Source organism: Nocardioides sp. (assembly GCF_041913365.1).
In the GTDB taxonomy this organism is placed as follows: domain Bacteria; phylum Actinomycetota; class Actinomycetes; order Propionibacteriales; family Nocardioidaceae; genus Nocardioides.
The window spans coordinates 24,963-44,595 of sequence record NZ_JAYSFM010000017.1 but is presented as its reverse complement, the minus strand read 5'-3'; the positions used below and the strand labels follow the sequence as shown (position 1 = coordinate 44,595).

Annotated in this window: 18 protein-coding genes and 2 tRNA genes; 11 read left to right on the top strand and 9 right to left on the bottom strand. The window is 69.9% G+C overall.

From position 1 onward, the window contains the following. Positions 1 to 5: 5 nt before the first annotated feature. Positions 6 to 716 (bottom strand): gamma-glutamyl-gamma-aminobutyrate hydrolase family protein, encoded by a 711-nt coding sequence (locus tag ACE3QY_RS21285; RefSeq protein ID WP_374458067.1) that lies wholly within the window; start codon positions 714 to 716, stop codon positions 6 to 8. A gap of 25 nt (positions 717 to 741) precedes the next feature. Further along, positions 742 to 2,112 (bottom strand): glutamine synthetase family protein, encoded by a 1,371-nt coding sequence (locus tag ACE3QY_RS21280; RefSeq protein ID WP_374458066.1) that lies wholly within the window; start codon positions 2,110 to 2,112, stop codon positions 742 to 744. Between the two features lie 222 nt (positions 2,113 to 2,334). On the opposite strand from ACE3QY_RS21280, the gene ACE3QY_RS21275 reads away from it, so the two are divergent. Genes ACE3QY_RS21275 through ACE3QY_RS21265 form a run of 3 tightly spaced genes read left to right on the top strand, consistent with a single transcriptional unit; the run spans position 2,335 to position 5,080 of the window. Continuing rightward, positions 2,335 to 3,885 (top strand): amino acid permease, encoded by a 1,551-nt coding sequence (locus ACE3QY_RS21275; protein WP_374458065.1) that lies wholly within the window; start codon positions 2,335 to 2,337, stop codon positions 3,883 to 3,885. Between the two features lie 26 nt (positions 3,886 to 3,911). Further along, positions 3,912 to 4,553 (top strand): hypothetical protein, encoded by a 642-nt coding sequence (locus tag ACE3QY_RS21270; protein ID WP_374458064.1) that lies wholly within the window; start codon positions 3,912 to 3,914, stop codon positions 4,551 to 4,553. Further along, a complete protein-coding gene (locus ACE3QY_RS21265; RefSeq protein WP_374458063.1) occupies positions 4,553 to 5,080 on the top strand; it encodes a DUF402 domain-containing protein in 528 nt (175 codons plus the stop codon). Before ACE3QY_RS21270 ends, ACE3QY_RS21265 begins: the two co-directional genes overlap by 1 nt. Positions 5,081 to 5,093: 13 nt before the next feature. On the opposite strand, the gene ACE3QY_RS21260 is transcribed toward ACE3QY_RS21265, so the two are convergent. Then, positions 5,094 to 5,996, bottom strand: a complete 903-nt coding sequence (locus ACE3QY_RS21260; protein WP_374458062.1) for a 3-methyladenine DNA glycosylase — start codon at positions 5,994 to 5,996, stop codon at positions 5,094 to 5,096. Between the two features lie 46 nt (positions 5,997 to 6,042). Between ACE3QY_RS21260 and ACE3QY_RS21255 the strand changes: the two genes are divergently transcribed. The 6 genes from ACE3QY_RS21255 to ACE3QY_RS21230 all read left to right on the top strand — a co-directional run bounded on the left by ACE3QY_RS21255 (position 6,043) and on the right by ACE3QY_RS21230 (position 11,039). Continuing rightward, a complete protein-coding gene (locus ACE3QY_RS21255) occupies positions 6,043 to 7,410 on the top strand; it encodes an aspartate aminotransferase family protein (RefSeq protein ID WP_374458061.1) in 1,368 nt (455 codons plus the stop codon). 9 nt (positions 7,411 to 7,419) lie between these two features. Then, positions 7,420 to 8,232 (top strand): fumarylacetoacetate hydrolase family protein, encoded by an 813-nt coding sequence (locus tag ACE3QY_RS21250; protein WP_374458060.1) that lies wholly within the window; start codon positions 7,420 to 7,422, stop codon positions 8,230 to 8,232. 8 nt (positions 8,233 to 8,240) lie between these two features. Next, complete coding sequence (gene gltX, locus ACE3QY_RS21245; RefSeq protein ID WP_374458059.1) at positions 8,241 to 9,695, top strand: glutamate--tRNA ligase; 1,455 nt, start codon at positions 8,241 to 8,243, stop codon at positions 9,693 to 9,695. A 22-nt stretch (positions 9,696 to 9,717) separates the two neighbouring features. Beyond that, positions 9,718 to 10,722 carry a lysostaphin resistance A-like protein gene (locus ACE3QY_RS21240; protein ID WP_374458058.1) on the top strand — a complete coding sequence of 335 codons (1,005 nt, stop codon included), beginning with the start codon at positions 9,718 to 9,720 and terminating at the stop codon, positions 10,720 to 10,722. Between the two features lie 81 nt (positions 10,723 to 10,803). After that, a tRNA-Gln gene (locus tag ACE3QY_RS21235) sits at positions 10,804 to 10,875 on the top strand. Between the two features lie 91 nt (positions 10,876 to 10,966). Continuing rightward, a tRNA-Glu gene (locus tag ACE3QY_RS21230) sits at positions 10,967 to 11,039 on the top strand. A 324-nt stretch (positions 11,040 to 11,363) separates the two neighbouring features. Here the strand turns inward: ACE3QY_RS21230 and ACE3QY_RS21225 are convergent. From ACE3QY_RS21225 to ACE3QY_RS21205, 5 genes are all read right to left on the bottom strand, one after another. Beyond that, the gene (locus tag ACE3QY_RS21225; RefSeq protein ID WP_374458057.1) at positions 11,364 to 12,704 is read right to left on the bottom strand and encodes a hypothetical protein; all 1,341 of its coding nucleotides are present in this window, start codon (positions 12,702 to 12,704) and stop codon (positions 11,364 to 11,366) included. A gap of 883 nt (positions 12,705 to 13,587) precedes the next feature. Continuing rightward, positions 13,588 to 13,743: a hypothetical protein gene (locus ACE3QY_RS21220; protein ID WP_374458056.1), complete on the bottom strand. Its 156-nt coding sequence runs from the start codon at positions 13,741 to 13,743 to the stop codon at positions 13,588 to 13,590. Positions 13,744 to 14,011: 268 nt separating this feature from the next. Next, positions 14,012 to 14,641, bottom strand: coding sequence for a GerMN domain-containing protein (locus ACE3QY_RS21215; protein WP_374458055.1), 630 nt, complete (start codon positions 14,639 to 14,641; stop codon positions 14,012 to 14,014). 62 nt (positions 14,642 to 14,703) lie between these two features. After that, positions 14,704 to 16,053 (bottom strand): ATP-binding protein, encoded by a 1,350-nt coding sequence (locus tag ACE3QY_RS21210; RefSeq protein ID WP_374458054.1) that lies wholly within the window; start codon positions 16,051 to 16,053, stop codon positions 14,704 to 14,706. Between the two features lie 35 nt (positions 16,054 to 16,088). After that, positions 16,089 to 16,829 (bottom strand): response regulator transcription factor, encoded by a 741-nt coding sequence (locus tag ACE3QY_RS21205; RefSeq protein WP_374458053.1) that lies wholly within the window; start codon positions 16,827 to 16,829, stop codon positions 16,089 to 16,091. A gap of 149 nt (positions 16,830 to 16,978) precedes the next feature. On the opposite strand from ACE3QY_RS21205, the gene ACE3QY_RS21200 reads away from it, so the two are divergent. After that, positions 16,979 to 17,389 carry a PRC-barrel domain-containing protein gene (locus ACE3QY_RS21200; protein WP_374458052.1) on the top strand — a complete coding sequence of 137 codons (411 nt, stop codon included), beginning with the start codon at positions 16,979 to 16,981 and terminating at the stop codon, positions 17,387 to 17,389. Positions 17,390 to 17,550: 161 nt separating this feature from the next. Beyond that, positions 17,551 to 19,140 (top strand): phospholipase D-like domain-containing protein, encoded by a 1,590-nt coding sequence (locus ACE3QY_RS21195; RefSeq protein WP_374458051.1) that lies wholly within the window; start codon positions 17,551 to 17,553, stop codon positions 19,138 to 19,140. Between the two features lie 218 nt (positions 19,141 to 19,358). Here the strand turns inward: ACE3QY_RS21195 and ACE3QY_RS21190 are convergent, their stop codons facing one another. After that, positions 19,359 to 19,613 (bottom strand): hypothetical protein, encoded by a 255-nt coding sequence (locus ACE3QY_RS21190; RefSeq protein WP_374458050.1) that lies wholly within the window; start codon positions 19,611 to 19,613, stop codon positions 19,359 to 19,361. Positions 19,614 to 19,633 lie beyond the last annotated feature (20 nt).

The following is a 19,633-nucleotide window of genomic DNA, read 5'->3' as shown; positions in this document are numbered from 1 at the left end:
CGTGGTCACACCTTCTCCTCGATCTGCTCGCGCGCGGCGCGCACGAGGGACTCCATCAGACGCAGGTCGTCGAGGCTCTGCTCGGGGTGCCACTGGACACCGACGGCGAAGCCGTCGCCGTCGAGCTCGACGCCCTCGACCACCCCGTCCTCGGCGTGCGCCGTGGCGCGCAAGCCCTCAGGCAGCCGCTCCACGGCCTGGTGGTGGTAGCAGTGCACGGTGGCGTCGGAGCCGAGCGCGGTCGCGACCCGGCTGCCCTCGACGGTCCGCACCGTGTGCGCGGCGAACTCGCCCGGCCCGAGCTTGTGCGCCCGGGCGCCGGGCACGTCCGGGACGTGCTGCACGAGGGTGCCGCCCAGCGCGACCGTGAGGACCTGGGCGCCCCGGCAGATGCCCAGCAGCGGCAGCCCGCGGTCGAGCGCCGCCCGCGTCAGGGCGAGCTCCCAGTCGTCGCGGTCGGTCGCGGGCGGGTCGGCCGTGGCGTGCGGCGCCGCGTCGTAGCGGCGGGCGTCGACGTCGCGTCCGCCGGCCAGCACGAGCGCGTCGACCCGGTCGAGGACCGCACCGGCAGCGGCGTCGTCGGCGGCCGCGCCCGGCGGCGGGAGCAGCACGGGCACGCCGCCGGCGCGGGTCACCAGCTCGACGTACTGGTACTGGAGGTAGGCCGCCGGGACGTCCCACACGCCCTGCTGCGCCCGCTCGACGTACGTCGTCACGCCGACGACGGGACGACCGCTGGGCTCACATCCGCTCAAAGCACCGCACCCGCTCCCAGTCGGTCACCGCGGCGTCGTAGGCCCGCTGCTCGATGCGGGCGTTGTTGAGGTAGTGCTCGACGACCTCGTCGCCGAAGGCGGCCCGCGCCACGGCGGAGCCCTCGAACAGCTCGGCGGCCTCGCGCAGCGTGGTGGGCAGGCGGGCGACGTCGCTGGTGTAGGCGTTGCCCTCGTACGCCGCCTCGAGGGGGAGCTGCTGCTCGATGCCGTGCAGGCCGGCCGCGGCGATCGCGGCGATCGCGAGGTAGGGGTTCACGTCGCCGCCGGGCACGCGGTTCTCCAGGCGCATGCCGAGGCCGTGGCCGACGACGCGCAGCGCGCAGGTGCGGTTGTCCATGCCCCAGGCGACGGCGGTCGGGGCGAAGCTGCCCTCGACGTAGCGCTTGTAGGAGTTGATGTTGGGCGCGAAGAAGAGGGTCAGCTCGCGCAGGCACGCGATCTGGCCGGCGACCCAGTGCTCGAAGAGCTCGGACATGCCGTGCGGGCGCGACTCGTCGGCCATCACCGCGGAGCCGTCGGTGCCACGGACGGAGAGGTGGATGTGGCAGCTGTTGCCCTCGCGCTCGTCGTACTTCGCCATGAACGTCAGGCTCTTGCCGTGCGCGTCCGCGATCTCCTTGGCGCCGTTCTTGTAGATCGTGTGGTTGTCGCTGGTGACCAGGCCGTGGTCGTAGCGGAAGGCGATCTCCTGCTGCCCGAGGTTGCACTCGCCCTTGGAGCCCTCGCAGTACATCCCCGCGCCCTCCATGCCGCGGCGGATGTCGCGCAGCAGCGGCTCCATCCGCGTCGAGCCGAGCATCGCGTAGTCGATGTTGTAGTCGCTGCCCGGGCGCAGGCCGGCGTAGCGCTTGCCGAAGGCGTCGCGGAAGGTGTCGTCGAAGACCATGAACTCCAGCTCGGTCCCGGCGTACGGCACGAGCGACTGCTCGGCGAGCCGGTCGACCTGGCGCTTGAGGATGCTCCGCGGCGCCGCCTCGACGGGCGTCCCGTCGAACCACTCGAGGTCGGCCATCACCAGGGCGGTGCCCGGCAGCCACGGAGTGAGGCGGAGCGTGGAGAGGTCGGGGCGCATCACCATGTCTCCGTAGCCGCGGTCCCAGCCGGACATCGCGTAGCCGTCGACGGTGTTCATCTCGACGTCGACGGCGAGCAGGTAGTTGCAGCACTCGGCGCCGTGGGGCGCGACCTCCTCCATGAACAGCCGCGAGGAGACCCGCTTGCCGACCAGGCGGCCCTGCATGTCGGCGAAGGCGACCACGACGGTGTCGACCTCGTCGGCGTCGATGAGCGCCGCGAGCTCCTCGAGGGCGAGGAGCCCCTTCGTCCGCTCTGCCATGGGACCTCCTGCGCCGTGGGTTGTCGATGACTGCTGTGCGGGTCCAGTAAGGCGCCCATTGTCGTGGCGAGTCAACCATTGCGACCGCCGGGGAGGTGTTTCCTGCACGAAAACTCCGGTCCAAAGGTATTGCCGCCCTGCCATTGACAGGTCTAGCGTCCGGCCAGAGCCCCGTCATGCGACCCAGCCCTCCCCGTAGGCACAGCCCAGGAGCGTCCCGACATGAACCAGGAATCACGCAAGGTCTCCGGAGTGAGCTACCACCACGCGGAGGAGGGCTACTTCGACAAGCGCCAGCTCCAGCGTGCTGCCGGCTTCTGGGGGCTGTGGGGCATCGGCGTCGCCGCCGTCATCTCGGGCGACTTCTCGGGGTGGAACTTCGGCATCGGCGAGGCGGGCTGGGGCGGCCTGCTCGTCGCCAGCATCGTCATCGTGGTCATGTACTTCGGCATGCTCTTCTCCATCGGGGAGATGTCGGCCGCGATGCCGCACACCGGCGGCGCGTACTCCTTCGCCCGCTCCGCGATGGGTCCGTGGGGCGGCTTCGTGACCGGCCTGGCCGAGACGATCGAGTACGTCTTCACCACCGGCGTGATCGTGCTCTTCTCCGCGCAGTACCTCGACTCGATCACCGACGAGCTCTTCGGTCTCAGCGTCGGCGACAACCAGTGGATCTGGTGGATCGTGCTCTACGCCGTCTTCGTCGGGCTCAACTCCGCCGGCGCCGAGATCTCCTTCAAGTTCGCCATCGTCGTCGCGGTCGTCTCGATCGCGGTCCTGGTGCTCTTCGCGGTCCTCGCGATCGCCAACGGTGCGGTCGACTTCGGCCGCCTGATGGACATCGAGCCCGAGCCCGGCAACAGCGACTTCCTGCCCTTCGGCTGGAGCGGCGTGCTCTACGCGCTGCCGTTCGCGATGTGGTTCTTCCTCGGCATCGAGGAGCTCCCGCTGGCTGCGGAGGAGGCGCACTCGCCGCAGACCGACATCCCGCGCGCGGGCATCGTCGGGCTCATCACCCTGGTGGCGACGGGCGCGCTGGTCTTCGTGCTGAACCCGGCCGTCACCGGATCCGCGGCGCTGGGCGCGTCGGGCGAGCCGCTGCTCGACGGCTTCCGGGCCTTCCTGTCCGACGACCTCGCGGCACTGCTGTCGCTGTTCGCGCTGATCGGCCTGCTGGCCAGCCTGCAGGGGATCATGTTCGCCTACGGCCGCAACATGTACTCGCTGAGCCGGGCCGGCTACTACCCCAAGTCGCTGTCGATCACCGGGAGTCGCAGGACCCCGTGGGTCGCCCTCGTCGCCGGTGCCGTCTTCGGCTTCGTGGTCCTGCTGATCGTCGACATCCTGGCCCGCCGCGGCGGCGAGGCCGGTGAGCAGGCGACCGCGATCGTCCTCAACATCGCGGTGTGGGGTGCGGTGCTGGCCTACCTGCTGCAGATGGTGTCGTACGTCCTGCTGCGCCAGAAGTTCCCCAACGCCAAGCGCCCCTACGTCAGTCCGGTGGGCGTGCCCGGTGCCGTCGTCGCCGGCATCATCGCGGCCGTCACCTTCGTCGGCGTCTTCCTCAACCCCGACTTCCGGCCGGCGATCGTGGCCATCGCGGTGCTCTACGCCATCGGCCTGGCGATCTTCGGCACCGTCGGCCGCCACCGGTTGATCCTCTCCCCGGAGGAGGAGTACGCCGTGAGCCACGGCATGCACGGCGACCCCGAGGCCGAGGGCTACGGCGGCGCGGTCGAGGACGAGCTGCTCGCGGAGGACGACCGCGCCTGAGGTTCCCGGCCGATAGGGTCGTGCCCGTGATTGCGTCCCACCGACACCGCTTCATCTTCCTCAAGACCCGCAAGACCGCGGGCACGAGCGTGGAGATCGCGTTGTCCAAGGTGTGCGGGCCCGACGACATCATCACCGAGATCAGCCCCGAGGACGAGGCGCTGCGTCAGGCCGCGGGTGGCCGGGCGCCGCAGAACTTCGAGTCCCCGCCGCTGCCGCGCAAGGCGTACAACCACATGGGCGCCAAGCTGACCCGCGACCTGGTCGGCGCCGACGTCTTCGACTCCTACTTCACCTTCGCGATCGAGCGGAACCCGTGGGACGCGGTCGTCTCGCTCTACTTCTGGAAGTACAAGGACCGCCCCGAGCTGCCCGACTTCGAGACCTACGTCCAGGAGATCTGGATCGAGCAGCTGGCCAACAACCGCCGGCTCTACCGGATCCGCGGGAAGATGGCGCTGGACCGGGTGCTGCGCTACGAGAACCTCGCCGTCGAGCTCCAGGAGGTCTGGGACCACCTCGGCCTGCCCGGCGAGCCCGACCTGCCGCGGGCCAAGGGCAACGCCCGTCCCGCCGGCCACTACCGCGAGCTCTACACCGACGCCTCGCGCGAGCGGGTCGCGGCCGTCTTCGCGGACACCATCGAGGCCTTCGGCTACGAGTTCTGATGTTCACTCCCGGCGAGGTGATCTCGCGCCGCGAGGTGCTGCACGGCGACCTCTGGCTCTCCCACCCGGTGACCGTCGTCGCGGACGACGGCGAGGTGCTGGCGATCCGGCTCGACCCGGGGTCGCCGTTCACCTTCCACGACCACCCGTTCGGCGAGCACGCCTGGGCCGCGCACGACGCGTGGGGCGGCTCGATCGTGCTGCACTTGAGCCGCACCGACACGGCGTACGGCGCGTGGAAGTTCTTCGAGACCGACGGCACCTTCCGCTACTGGTACTTCAACTTCGAGCCGCCCATCGTGCGCGTGGACGGCGGCTACGAGGCCGACGACTTCGGTCTCGACCTCATCGTCTGGCCGGACGGCCGGCGCGAGTGGAAGGACGTCGAGGACCTCCACCACCAGCACGCCCAGGGACGGATCTCCCTCGAGACCGTCGGCGCGACGCTCGAGGCGGCGGCCGGGCTGGTGGACCTGCTTGACGAGGACCGCCGCTGGTGGTCCGACTGGGACGACTGGACGCCCTGACGTCAGCGTCGGCTCACGCCGGCGCCCGTACGACGTCCAGCAGGCGCTCGCACTCCGCGACCAGCCGCGCCCGCAGCGGAGCGCCGCGTTCCGCGAAGGACCGTTGCGCCTCGACGTAGGCCGCCTTGCCCTCCGCCGTCTCGATCCGCACCGGCTCGAAGCCGAGGTCGGCGAGGTCGTACGGCGCCGCCCGCATGTCGAGGACGCGGATCTCGCGCGCCAGCTCGAAGCAGTCGGCGACGAGGTCGCTGGGGACCATGGGGGAGAGCCGGAAGGCATGCTTGTAGAGGTCCATCCCGGCGTGGAGGCAGCCCGGCTGCTCGAAGGCCGGTCGGTCGTCACGGCCCGGCTGCAGCGTGTTGAGCGGTCGGGCGCTGGGGGTGAAGAACCGGAACGCGTCGAAGTGCGAGCAGCCGATCCGGTGGGACTCCACGACGGCGTCCGTGCCCTCCTGGCCGAGCCGCAGCGGCCAGTCGTGGCGCGTCCCGAAGTCGGCGGACCGGTGGACCATCGCCCACTCGTGCAGGCCGAAGCAGCCGAACTGGGGCGCCCGGTCGGTGGTGGCGGACAGCAGGGCGTGGAGCTGCTCGAGCAGCGGCCGCTGCGAGGCGACGTACTCCTCGGACACCGCGCAAGCCGCTGGTTGAGCAGGTCGCGCAGCGACCGTGTCGAAACCAAGGCCCGCATAGCCCTTGAGGCCGGCGTGGTCGTCGGCGCCCTCGAGCGCGACGCCGAAGCCGGGGTGCCAGCGCCGCAGCTGCGCGGGGCGCTGGGAGTAGTAGGTGAAGAGGAAGTCGTGCACCGGGTGCTTCACCTGCCCGGCCCGCCGGGCCAGGTGGGGCTCGACCAGCGCGTCGACGCGCGCGGCGTGGGCGTCGGCCAGAGGACGCCACTCGGCCGGGGACAGGACCTTCACCGAAACGAGGCTAGTCGGAGGCGACGCTCCGGCGGACACTGACGGGATGGACTCCGACCGCAGCGCGGGGCTCGACCGCGCCCACGCCCTGGCCCTCGAGTGGCTCGACTCGCTCGCCGAGCGCCCGGTGCCGCCGCGGCTGACGAGCGACGAGGTCGCCGCGCTGCTCGACCCGGTGCTGGCCGACGGACCCACGGACCCGGCGAAGGTGGTGGAGGAGCTCGCCACGGCCTGCGAGCCGGGGCTCACCGCGATCCCAGGCCCCCGCTTCTTCGGCTTCGTCATCGGCGGCACCCACCCCGCCGCCCTGGCCGCGGACTGGCTGGTCAGCGCCTGGGACCAGAACACCGGCCTCCGCATCCTCACCCCGGCGCACTCGGCGATCGAGGAGCTGACCGAGCGGTGGCTGCTCGACCTGCTGGGGCTGCCCACCGGCAGCGCGGTCGGCTTCGTGACCGGCGGGACGATGGCCAACTTCACCTGCCTCGCCGCGGCGCGCGACGACGTGCTGCGTCGCCACGGCTGGGACGTCGCGACGCGGGGCCTGGTCGACTCGCCGGGCGTGCGCGTCCTCGTCGGCGCCGAGCGCCACGACACCATCGACCTCGCGCTGCGCTACCTCGGGCTCGGCGCACCCGAGGTCGTGGCGGCCGACGACCAGGGGCGCATCGAGGCCGCCGCGCTGACCGCGGCCCTCGACGCGGGCGACGGACGTCCGACCATCGTCTGCCTGCAGGCGGGCAACGTGCACTCCGGCGCCTTCGACCCGTTCGTCGAGACGATCGCCGCCGCCCACGACGCCGGGGCCTGGGTCCACGTCGACGGTGCCTTCGGCCTCTTCGCCGCGGCATCCCCCTCCCTGCGCCACCTCGTGCAGGGCTACGAGGCCGCGGACTCCTGGGCCACCGACGCGCACAAGACCCTCAACGTCCCCTACGACTGCGGCCTCGCGATCGTCCGCGACCGGGCCGCCCTCCGCGCGGCGATGGGCATGCACGGCGACTACCTGATCTTCGACGCCGCCGGCGAGCCGATGGACAAGGTCCCCGAGATCAGCCGACGAGGGCGGGCCTTCCCGGTGTGGGCGGTGCTCCGGTCGCTGGGCCGCGACGGCGTCGCGGCGCTGGTCGACGGCTACTGCGAGCACGCGCGCGCCTTTGCCGACGGCATCGCGGCCATCGCGGGCGCCGAGGTGCTCAACGACGTCGCCTTCACCCAGGTGTGTGCCTCCTTCGGCGACGACGACGCGACCCGCGGTGTCGTCGACGCGATGCTCGCGGACGGTACGGCGTGGACGACCGGCTCGCGGTGGCGTGGTCGCGCGGTCCTGCGGGTGAGCGTGAGCAACTGGTCGACGACCGCCGCCGACGTGGAGGCCAGTCTCGATGCGCTGCGGCGTGCAGCCGCTCGATAGGGTCGGTGCATGCGCATCTGCAGGTTCAGCACCGGTGAGGAGCCCCGCTTCGGCGTGGTCACGGGCGAGGTCGACGACTACGGCCAGCCTGCCGAGGACTCGGTCGTGGTGGCGCTCGCCGGCGACCCGCTCTACGTCGGGATCAAGCTCCTCGAGGAGGAGCACAAGCTCAGCGACGTACGCCTCCTCGCGCCGATCATCCCGCGCAGCAAGGTCGTCGGCATCGGGCGCAACTACGCCGCGCACGCGGCGGAGATGGGCAACGACCTGCCGGAGGAGCCGCTGATGTTCCTCAAGCCCAACACCACGGTCGTCGGTCCGGGCGACCCGATCTTCTACCCGCCCCAGACCAGCAACCTCCACTACGAGGGCGAGCTCGCCGTCGTGATCGGCCGCATCTGCCGCGACGTGCCCGCCGAGCAGGCCACCGACGTGATCTTCGGCTACACCATCGGCAACGACGTGACCGCGCGAGACCTGCAGCGCTCCGACGTGCAGTTCACCCGCGCCAAGGGCTTCGACTCCTTCTGCCCGCTGGGCCCGTGGATCGAGACCGACCTCGACCCGCAGGCCTTCACCGACGGCCGCGAGGTGCAGACCTACCTCAACGGCGACCTCGTCCAGGACGGCTCGACCGCCGACATGATCTTCGACGTGCCGACCCTGGTCGCGCACGTCTCGTCCGTGATGACGCTGCTGCCCGGTGACGTCATCCTCACCGGCACCCCCGAAGGTGTCGGCCCCATGCAGGTCGGTGACGAGGTCGAGATCTCGATCGCCGGCATCGGCGCCCTGACCAACCCCGTCTCCAAGAGAGCCTGAGCACTTCGATGAGCACCCCTGTCCGCGTCCGCTTCTGTCCCTCGCCGACCGGCTCGCCGCACGTCGGCCTGGTCCGCACCGCCCTCTTCAACTGGGCCTTCGCGCGCCACCACGGCGGCCAGATCGTCTTCCGGATGGAGGACACCGACAAGGAGCGCAGCACCCAGGAGTCCTACGACGCGATCCTCGAGCTGTGGCGCTGGCTGGGCCTCGACTGGGACGAGGGCATCGAGGTCGGCGGCCCGCACGGCCCCTACAAGCAGAGCGAGCGCGGCGACATCTACCGCGACGTGCTCGAGCGCCTGCACGCGTCGTCGTACACCTACGACTGCTACTGCACCACCGAGGAGGTCGACGCGCGACGCAAGGCGTCGGGCTCCAAGATGCAGGGCTACGACGGCTTCTGCCGCGAGCTCTCCGAGGACCAGGTGGCCGCCTTCGAGGCCGAGGGCCGCAAGCCGGTCGTGCGCTTCCGGATGCCCGAGGGATCGATCACCTGGGACGACCTGGTCCGCGGCGACATCACCTTCGACACCGAGAACGTCCCCGACTACGCCCTCTCGCGCGCCAATGGCGACCCGCTCTACACCCTGGTCAACCCGATCGACGACGCGCTGATGGAGGTCACCCACGTCCTGCGCGGCGAGGACCTGCTCTCCAGCACCCCGCGCCAGCTCGCCCTCTTCGACGCGCTCGTGGACCTCGGCATCGCCAAGGAGGTGCCGGCCTACGGACACCTGCCCTACGTCATGGGCCAGGGCAACAAGAAGCTCTCCAAGCGCGACCCCGAGGCGCACGCGCTGGCGTACCGCGAGCAGGGGTTCCTGCCCGAGGGCCTGCTCAACTACCTCGCGCTCCTGGGCTGGTCGATCGCCGCCGACCGTGACGTCTTCTCGGTCGCGGAGATGGTCGAGGCGTTCGACATCAAGGACGTGAACCCCAACCCGGCGCGCTTCGACCTCAAGAAGGCCGAGGCGATCAACACCGCGCAGCTGCGGCTGCTCGGCCTCGACGACATCACCCACCGGGTGCTGCCGTTCCTCAAGGAGGCCGGCGTCGTCGGTGACCCGGTGAACGACGCCGACGCCCAGATGCTCGAGCTGGCGATGCCGCTGGTCGCCGAGCGGATCAACAAGCTCACCGAGGCCGCACCGATGCTCGGCTTCCTCTTCGTCGACGAGGCCGACTTCACGCGCGAGGAGGAGCTCGACGGCACCGCCAAGGACGTCGTCAAGGCGGCGTACGACGCGCTCGCCGGCCTCGACACGTGGAGCACCGCCGCCATCGACGAGGCCCTGCGCGCGAAGCTCATCGACGGCCTCGGCCTCAAGCCGCGCGTCGCCTTCGGCCCGGTCCGCATCGCGGTGAGCGGCAAGAAGGTCAGCCCGCCGCTCTTCGAGTCGATGGAGCTGCTGGGACGCGAGCGGTCGCTGGCGCGCCTCCACGACGCGATGTTCGACTGAGCCGGCCGGGACCCGACTGACCATGGCTGCCCCGCTCGCACCCGACTTCCGGCCGCAGTACCACGAGCTGCACCGCGTCGGACGCCCCGGCATCTGGCGCTCGCTGACCGGGTCGGTGCTGCTCCTGCTGCTGGTCTTCGTGCTGGTGCCGCTGGTCGCGGGCACCGCGATGTTCCTGCTGCTCCTCGCGGCAGGACGTACGACGGCCGAGGCCACGGCGACGCTGGACGTGACGGCGGAGGCCACACCGACCGGGCTGGCGCTGCTCAACATCGTGATCGCCGCCGCCATCCCCCTGACCTGGGCGATCACCTGGTGGCTGCACCGGCTCAAGCCGCGCTGGGTGTCGTCGGTCGCGCCGCGGATCCGCTGGCGCTACCTCGTCGCCTGCCTCGGCCTCTCCGTGGTGGCGCTGCTGGCCTCGCTCGGCGTCGGCCTGCTGCTGCCGCTCGCTCCGGGGGAGGCGCCGGTCGGCGAGGTCAACGACTTCACCTCCCGCACCCGCGACTTCATGCTGGTGATCCTGCTGCTGACGCCGTTGCAGGCGGCCGGCGAGGAGTACCTCTTCCGGGGCTACCTCACCCAGGCGTTCGGGTCGCTGGTGTGGTCGCGACGGGTCTCCCAGGTGCTCGCCGTGCTGGGGCCGGCGTTCATCTTCGCGCTGTTCCACGGGTTCTCGCAGGACGTCCCGGTGTTCTTCGACCGGTTCGCCTTCGGCGTCGTGGCCGGCATCCTGGTCATCCGGACCGGCGGCCTCGAGGCGGGCATCGCGATGCACGTGCTCAACAACTTCCTGGCCTTCGGGCTGGCGCTCGCCTTCGGCGACCTGACGTCCGCGCTGAACGCCACCGGCGGCAGCAGCTGGTGGATGATCCTCACCACGCTGACGCAGTCGTTGGTCTACCTCGGCCTCGCCTCGTGGGTGGCGCGGTCCATGGGACTGGTCAACACCGGGCCGCCCGTCGGGGGAGTGCTGCCCCCGCCGGAGGGCCGCCCCGAATTGGTCGGCCAGCCCCCTCGCGTGTAACGTTCGGGGTCGGTTCTGGAAGGTCTCCGGACAGGACCGCGTGGGAATCGGGACGTCCTCGCGATCGATCCGATACCCCCATGGGGTATGGTGTAATTGGCAACACGGCTGATTCTGGTTCAGTTGTTCTAGGTTCGAGTCCTAGTACCCCAGCGGATCCGAGGCCCTCGGGCTGACGATTTGGAGCGAGAACTCCGGCACCGCTAGAGTTTCGCTCCGTTGCTCGCGAGAGCAGCACCTGCAAGCCCCCGTTGTGTAGCGGCCTAGCACGCCGCCCTCTCAAGGCGGTAGCGCCGGTTCGAATCCGGTCGGGGGTACAGCACTGAGAAGCGGCCCTGACCAGCGGAAACGTTGGGAGGGGCCGTTTCTTCGTCTCCGGCCATGGGGCGCTCGGGCAACACCCGGGCCAATAGCAGAACCGGCCGGGGCAACGGCACGGAGCTGCGTACGGCGCTCCCGTGCGGCCTCACGGGCGCGGTCCATTGCGTCGCCGACCTCATCGAGCCGGTCCCGCCCCAGCATGGGCGGGTTGCGAATGTGGTCCGTGGACGCGAACTGTTCCGACGTGCAGCAGGACGCACCTCGGCCCGGCATCGCGAGATGCCGGGCCGAGGGTGACGACGCTGCGTGTCGAGCGTGGATCAGTTGCGCACGCGGAGCGACGTACGAGCCTCGTCGTCCGAGGTCTTCACCAGTCCGACGCGGCGTTGGTTGCCGGTGGGCAGCTGGAGCTTTCGCACGATCTTGTCGCCGGACTTCTTGCCTTTGACGCGGCGGAAGTCGCCCTTGACCTGCATGCAGGCGCTCTCGCTCGGCGCGAGGCCGTAGACACGGAACTGGACGCGCTCGCCGGCTCGGGCCTGCTTGCGCACGGAGACGATCCTGAACGCGTCGTCGCTCGCCGGGGCGAACTGCAGGCCGAGGATTGCCTGGGCAGTGGCGCGACGCCATTCGTCGCGTGCCTCGGCCGGGATGCCGGTGGTCGACGCGCCCTTGATGCGGTCCTTGCGGTAGGCCACAACTCCAGTGTCGCTGGTCAGCGCGGTGCGGCACTTGTACTTGTCGACCGGCTGGTTCTTGCGGACCCACAGTGCTGCCTTTTGGGCGGCGTCGGACTGACGCATCAGGCCGAGCGCGTAGCCACCCACGGCCGTCGTGTTCGTGTTGATCTGCGCGCGGTCACCGGAGCTGCGGATAGCGCCGCTGTTGCGCTGTCGATCGACCAGCCAGGCGCTGGCCTTGTCCAGAGCCGACCTGACCGCGGCGGACCTGTCGTGCGACTCGATCAGGTTGATCATCGCGAGCGCAGTGGCGTCGGGGTCGGCCTCGCTGCCAGGCGTGCCCTCGGTGCACGACTGGTTGGGTACGTTGGCCTTGTCGAAGTTGAGCCGGAAGTAGCCCGAGGCGCACTGCTGCTTGAGCAGGAAGTCGCGGGCGGCGGCCGCCTCGGCGGACCGGGCGAGCGTCAGCTCACGCACGGCGAAGGACTGACCGACGACGTTGGCGAAGTTGCCGGACTCCGACTTGTCGAAGATGCGGCCAGCGAACGCGGCAGCCTGCGGTTCCGTCGACGGGTCTGCCGGGACGTCGGCCGTGCGCTGCTCGAGGCGCGCGACAAGGTTCTTCCCGCCGTAGTCGACCGGGTTCTCACCAGCCGCGCGAGCGAAGGCTGCCGCCTTGCCGAGGGGTCCGGCGTAGGACTCGTTCGTGCCGTCGCCGACGTACTCGTCAACGCGAGGCTTGAACGCGGCGTTGATTGCTGCGACGCCGGACTCGTGGCCCGGCACGCTTCGCAGCGCTAGACCGGTGTCGAGGGTGAGACTCAAGTCAGGGCCGGAGGAGCCGACCATGAGCCCGTTGACCAGTTCGTCGGTGATCCAGTCCGCGGCGACATTCGATGGTGTGCTGTCCGTTCTTACCCCTGCCTTCGCACTGCGAAGAGCCGACGATGTGTCGGCCGTGGCTGGCGGAGCAATGAGCACTCCGGCACCGAGAGCAACAGTCGACAGAACGACGGCGGCAGATCGGATGGGTCGAATGCACTGATGCATTGCTGTCCTTCCCGCTTGCGCGGGGGCCTACGACAGCATGAGCCGTCAGTCCCCAAGTGATGCAAGCGTCTGGTTGGCGATGTGTGTGCTCGTGGGTGGTCACTTGGGCCCTCGAGCATGAAGTGCGCCCGCCGATTCCTCTCCGCCACCGCGTCTCGGCGCGCCCGTCAGAAGCTCGACCGATGCGGGGCCGGCAGCAGATGTGCGCTGTCCGCTCCACGAAATGGAGGCCTCGACCTGCGGAGCCTGGACGGACGGACCCTCTGTGATGAAAACCCCTGGACCGTGCGGATCGTGCGCGGTGGTCGCTCACTCTGCCGACGGAGCAGGCTCGAGATGGTGGTGTTGTTGCGCCTCCTGATGTCTGGCCTGGGAACTTCTGTCCCCCATCTAGGCACGCCGGATCTGCGGGGACAATGGTGGCGACGGAAGTGGCCGAGGGTCGTCAAGCAACTGTCATCAACCTGCAATCTGGCGGTTCGGTCAGGTGTCACAGGACGGCAGCGGCAAGTAGCGCACCCCCGACGTACGGCAGCTTCACGCCCACACCTCGCGAAACTGCTTCGAGGGCGCGGGTGCCCTCGACATCGGGCGGTTCAGTGCTGGTGCGCATCCTCGGCGTCGCCTCCCAGCGCCCGCAGCATCTCGCGGCCGCCGGTCCCAGCAGCACGCGCATCATCCGCGTCCCGTAGTACTTCCGGTAGATCACCAGGATCGGGACGATGATGAGGTCGGCAAGAGGAACGAGACCACGCCGCCGAAGCTGATCCCCGGCGAGCCTCCAGACGGGCGGCCAGCGTGCTCGGTGGCGTCTTCAACGGCGCGGTCGCACCACGAAGTGGATCCGACCGGAGTCGTCGGTCTCTGCGTCGAGGAGGTGGCCCTCGACGCGGGGCTCGGCCTCGCTGTCGAGGTAGAGACGCGCTCCGTCGCGCTCGACGACCCGGTCGCCGGGCTCGGGCTGCGACACGGTGCCCACCCCCAGGGTCTGCGAGCGGCGAGCTCGCGCGGCGATACGCAGGCCGGAGCGTCGCCCGGCCTTTTTGTGTGCGGTGACCCTTCGGACGACGCGGTGTGCGCGGGACGTCATGCTGATCATGTCTGCCTCCTTCGATGGGGGACACCCGTCCCGCTGAGCAGTTGCTTCCATCGAGACATGGCGCGACTCGGCGGACAAGGAAGTCGACACACGTGGAGCGCGATCGTCCGACGTGCGTCACGGGGCTGTCACGTGGTCGTCATGGATCCGGCGTGTCACAGCCGAGCCCCACTCCGTCGATGCCGTCGGCCGCTAGGCGATCGGGGAGCAAGGTCGCGTAGTCCTCGGCCGTGGCCGAGCCGGTCGCGAGGGCCCCACCGGGAAGGGGGAGGTCGACGGTCTCGCCCGACGTGACGAACCGGACGGCGTCCACACCCGGCGCAGAGGTGACCGACAGGACCACCTGCCCGACAGCGAGCGGGAGCCGCTCGGCGTCACCGATGGCCAGCGGGTCGAGCTCGACTTCGGCGGTGCGGTCGTCGACGCCGACGAGGGTCAGCTGGGCGGCCGGCGGGATGGCGGAGCCGAGTCGTGCGTCCCGGTCAGAGTCTCGCGGCGATGACGCAAGCGCCTCCAGCAGTCCACGCACGACGTCGATGGTGGTCTGCGCGCATGACAGGTCGACGGCCGCGGGGACCAGCACGCGGTCCGCGCGGGTCCAGAACACCATGGGCGCGTGGCGTGGAACCGTCGGGGCGTCGACGTCCGGACGCGTGGGCGACTCGCCCGCGTCGAGCAGCTCGTAGGGCACCGAGGCGTCGTCCACGACCTGGGTGCGCCCCTCATCGGGCAAGCCGCAGGCCGCGAGTCCCAACACCGTGACCAGCATCGTCGCCAGCATCGCCGTCCGGTGTCGGCGTGACAGGTCTCGGGAGGCTCGGCGATCCTGGTTCACCGGTCCGACCCCTGTCCTCGTGCGTCGATGCGCGGGAGCCGCACCACGAACTCCGCACCACCGGTGGGACGGTCCGCGCACCACACCTCACCGCCATGCTTACGGACGGCCTCCGCGACGATGCTGAGGCCGAGGCCGCTGCCCGTTCCCGCCTTGGCACCCCCGGCCCGGGCGAACCGCTCGAAGATCCGCTCGCGCTCGTCCTCGACGACGCCACCGCCACGATCTCGCACGTGGATGTCGACGTGTGCGCGGTCGGGCACCACGACGACGTCGACGAGGCCCTCCCCGTGCAGGTCGGCGTTGTCGAAGAGGTTGACCAGCGCCCGCACCATCTGCGGCCGGTCCACCCGCACGGAGGACCCGACCGTGCCCGTGCTGTCCGCGGCCATTGTGACGGGTCGTCCGCTGGCCACCAGCGCCTGCCGGACGAGCTCGTGGGACTCGGTGACCATCAGCGCTGCGTCGTCGATGCCCGACTCCAGCCGACCGAGGGCGAGCAGGTCCTCCAGGGCGCGACGGAAGCGGGCGAGCTCATCCGCCATCAGGTGCACGGCACGCTCGGTCTGCGGGTCGAGGTCGCGTGCTCGCTCGAGCAGAGCGAGGCTCGTGGTGAGGGTCGTGACCGGGGTGCGGAGCTCATGGCTCACGTCCGCGGCGAACCTCGCCTCGCGCTGGATCCGTGCCTGCAGCGCGTCGACCATCTGGTTGAAGGACTCGACGAGCTCGGACAGGTCCGGGTCGTCGGTGGCGCGGAGGCGTCGCAGCAGGTCACCTCCGGAGATGTCCGCCGCTGCGCCTGCGACGTCGCGGAGCGGCGAGAGCACGCGACGGCTGGCGGCGCGGCCGATCGCAGCGCCTGCCAGAGTCGTCAGCACAGCGCCGACGAGCAGAGCCACGGCCAGCGTGTGCAGAGTGGCGTCGAGCTCGGCCGCGACGGCGACCTCGTAGTACTCCGCGTCCACGGCGGGGAGCGGGATGCCGACGACGACGGCGTTCGGCTCGGTGCGTCCGGTCCACCCCAGTCCGACCGATCCGTCTGTGACAGCGGGTCGTACGACGGCGGTGAGTGCTTCCCCCGACTGGTCGAGGCTCGAGGAGTACCACTGGCCGTACCGATGGACGTACATCGCTGCGCCCGCGGGTGGTGCCACCGCGCCGAGCGCCTCGCTGACCCCGGTGCCGGCCGTGGCGAGGCCGTCGCGCACGAGCGCCGCGTCGGCGTACGCCTGCCTGAGCGCGGAGCGCTCGCGCTGCTCGAGCAGGAGGTGACGTGCGGAGACGTAGGTCCCGAGGGAGAGCGCCACGGAGAGCACCAACGCGCCCAGCGCGAAGGCTGCGGTCACAGACGACTGCAGCCCGGGACGGGCCGGTGCGCGGATCACCGCGCGTCGAGCCGGTAGCCGAGGCCTCGCACCGTCATGAGGGTGCGTGGATCGGCCGGCTCGAGCTCGAGCTTCTTGCGGAGTCGCCGGACGTGCACGTCGACGATGCGCTCGTCACCGAAGAACCCCCTGTCCCAGACGTGCTCGAGCAGCGCCGTCCTGGTCAGCACCCGGCCGATGTTGTCCGAGAGGACGCACAGCAGCTTGTACTCGGTCATCGTGAGGTGGATGTCGTGGTCGCCACGTCGGAGGTGTGCGGCGGCGCGGTCGAAGACGAGCGGCCCGGCCTCCGCGTCGAGCACCACGACCTCCCCAGCCTGGTCGCCGACGTGCGCGGCGTCCTCGTCCGGGACGGAGGTCCCCGCCGGCGCCAGGGCTGGACGGCGCAGCAGCGCGCGCAGTCGGGCCCGGACCTCCTCGACGTCGAACGGCTTGGTGACGTAGTCGTCGGCGCCGGCCTCGAGGGCGGCGACGATGTCCTCGACCCCGTCCCGCGCGCTGATCACCACGATGGGCGCGTGCGTCTGGGGACGTGCCCGTCGGATGAAGGTGAAGCCGTCGACACCTCCGAGCATCAGGTCGACCAGCATGATGTCGACACTGTCCTCGGCGACGATCGACAGTGCCGCCTCCGCGTCGCTGGCCTCCGAGACGTCGTAGCCGTCGTCCTCCAGCACCAGCCGCAGGGAAGTGCGCAGGGGGTCGTCGTCCTCGAGCAGCAGAACTCGTGTGGCCATGCGCTCCATCGAACCATCGTGACCGATGTTGGGCACCCAGCCGTGACCACGGTGCCGTTGTCACGGAACTGCAATGTGCCGAACCGACCGTCGTCATGTGCACCTGCCAAGGTCGGCGGATGCACGGTGGACGCACGGAAGGAGCATGGATGTCGACCACGCATGAGCTCGTGCCGCTCGGCAGTGGCTGGCTGATGCTGGCTGATGAGCAGGACGACGTCCGAGGCATGTCCGTCCTCGACGTGCGCGACCATCGCGTTGGTGAGGTCGAGGAGATCCTCCTCGACTCCGAGGCACGTCGCGCACGGCTCCTCGTGATCGCGTCGGGGGGTATCATGGGCCTCGAGCAGCACCATCGTCTGGTTCCGGTCGATGCAGTCTCCCGTGTTCGGGCGCACGTGCGCCTCGAGCGCAGCGACTTGCACGTCGAGTCGGGCTTCGACTACGACCCCGTGCCTCCCGGCCCCGTGGACTACGGCCCGGTCTACAGCTACTTCGGCTACACGCCGTTCTGGGAGGACGGATACAGGCCGCCGTACTTCCTCGACCGGCGTTGGTGAACCGCCGCGCTCCGGCGCGGCGGGTGTGGGGGGTGACGGAAGCCTTCCGGGACCAGGGAACCCGGAAGGCTTCCACCCGTACGTGACCGTTCGACGGTGGGCGTTGTGACGCACGACGCACAACCCGTGCGGCGTTCCGCGCGTCCCCACAGTGACTGGTCGTGAGGCCTGTTGTCCCGGTCCTCGACCCTCGGCCGATCGACCTCGCCGGTCGCGGGACCGGCACCACCCGAGACGTCGCCGCAGGCGACCAGGAAGGTTCTTGTTTCGTGTCGAGATCCGTTGTTCTCCTCCTCGCCCTGTGCCTCACAGGGGGCGCGCTCACCGCGCAGACCGTCGCAGCGACGGGCTCCGCGGCCGCCCCACGGGTGGCGTCGTCGAAGTCGGCCCAGGTGCAAGACGTCACCTCGGCGCGTGAGACGAGCACCGCGCGGTGGCGGAAGTGGCGCGCTCCGCGGGGGCCGTACTTCAACGACCCGCACCGGAAGAAGGGCCACTTCACGATCGAGCGGCAGGTGATCCGGACGATCCGTCACACGCCGAAGGGCTCGACGATCCGGATCGCGGTCTACTCCTTCGACCGGATGCCGGTCGCCAAGGCCCTCATCGCCGCCCACCGCCGCGGCGTCAAGGTCCAGATGCTGCTCAACGACCACCAGCACACGAAAGCCATGCGCGCGATCCGGGCGGAGATCGGCGCGAAGCGATCGGCGTCCAGCTTCATCTACCGGTGCAAGGCCGGATGTCGCAGCAAGGCCAACCGCTACAACAACATGCACACCAAGTTCTACTCGTTCTCCCAGGCGGGCAGGTCGAAGGACGTCATCGCGGTCGGCTCGGCCAATATGATGCTCAATGCTGACATCCACCAGTGGAACGACCTCTACTTCACCTCCGGCGACCACCGGCTTTTCCGGCAGTTCGTCTCGCTCTTCAACGACATGAGGAACGACTACGACGTGCGCCAGCCCCCGCGGGCCTTTTGCGGAACGCCCGCCGGCACGACCTGCGACGACGGCACCGACAAGCACACCGTGTGGGCGTTCCCGAAGCCGTCGGGTCCGAAGAACGACCTCGTGCTCGACATGCTCGGCAAGGTCCAGTGCCTCACGCCTGACGGTGCTGGTGGTGTCACCCGGACCCGCCTGGTCCTGTCCATGCACACGATGCGCGGGCGGCGTGGCGACTACCTCGCTGCCGCGATCCGCCAGAAGTACGCCGAGGGCTGCCGATTCCGTGTCAGCTACGGCCTCATCGGCTACCACACCAAGAAGATCCTGGGCGCGCCCACGAGGCGCGGCAGGATCCCGCTGCGGTCGACGGGGCTGGACCGCAACCCTGACGACAACTACGACCTCAACAAGGACGGCAAGGACGACCTGATCCTGAGCTACTACAGCCATCAGAAGTACTTCGTGATCCAGGGCACGTACAACGGCGTGCCGAACACGAGCATGGTGCTGACCGGCTCTGCGAACTGGGCCAGCCTCAGCCCGGGGAACGACGAGACGTGGTTCACCATCCGCGGCAAGAAGGTCGCGCGCAAGTACGTCCGGAACTTCAACTACCAGTGGCGCAAGAAGCGCAACTCCCGTAATGCCTACACCACGACGTACGCCAACTTCCGCGTCGCGCGGATGGTGCCAGGCAGGGACGGTGTCCTGCGCAGGAAGTTCGTGACGGAGCGGCGTCGGGTCCTCACGATCGAGCCCGACCGCTACCAGCCGGGCCCCTACTGGGAGTCCGACTGACAGCGCGTCACGCGAGACTCCGCTCGCAGCACCGAGAAACGGCCCCTCCCAGCGGAGACGCTGGGAGGGGCCGCTTCTACATCGTGTCCGGGGCGCTCGGGCAGCACTCGGGCAACAGCAGGACCGTGTCGGCGACGTCCGAAGTGGATTGCTGAAGCGAAGACATGGTGGGGCCTCCTCGGTGGTGCGGTCGGATGCGGTGGTGGCCCAGAGCTGGGTCAGGAGCGACGCAGGAGGCGGACACGCAGACGGTGCAGCTGCGGCATGAGGCCGTAGATGACGATCGGCACGGCGACGGTGGCGAGCACGAAGGTGCGCAGCACCGGGTGGAGGTCGGCGAGCGAGTCGCCGAGCAGGAGGTTGAGCACGGTCAGGGTGGGGAAGACCGCCACCCAGATCATCAGAGCGAGCTGGTGCTTGGTCGGCGCGCCCACCTTGGGCGTGGGGGCGATCTCAGGGGTGGTGCTGGTCATGGTCGTTCCTTCGAAGGTGT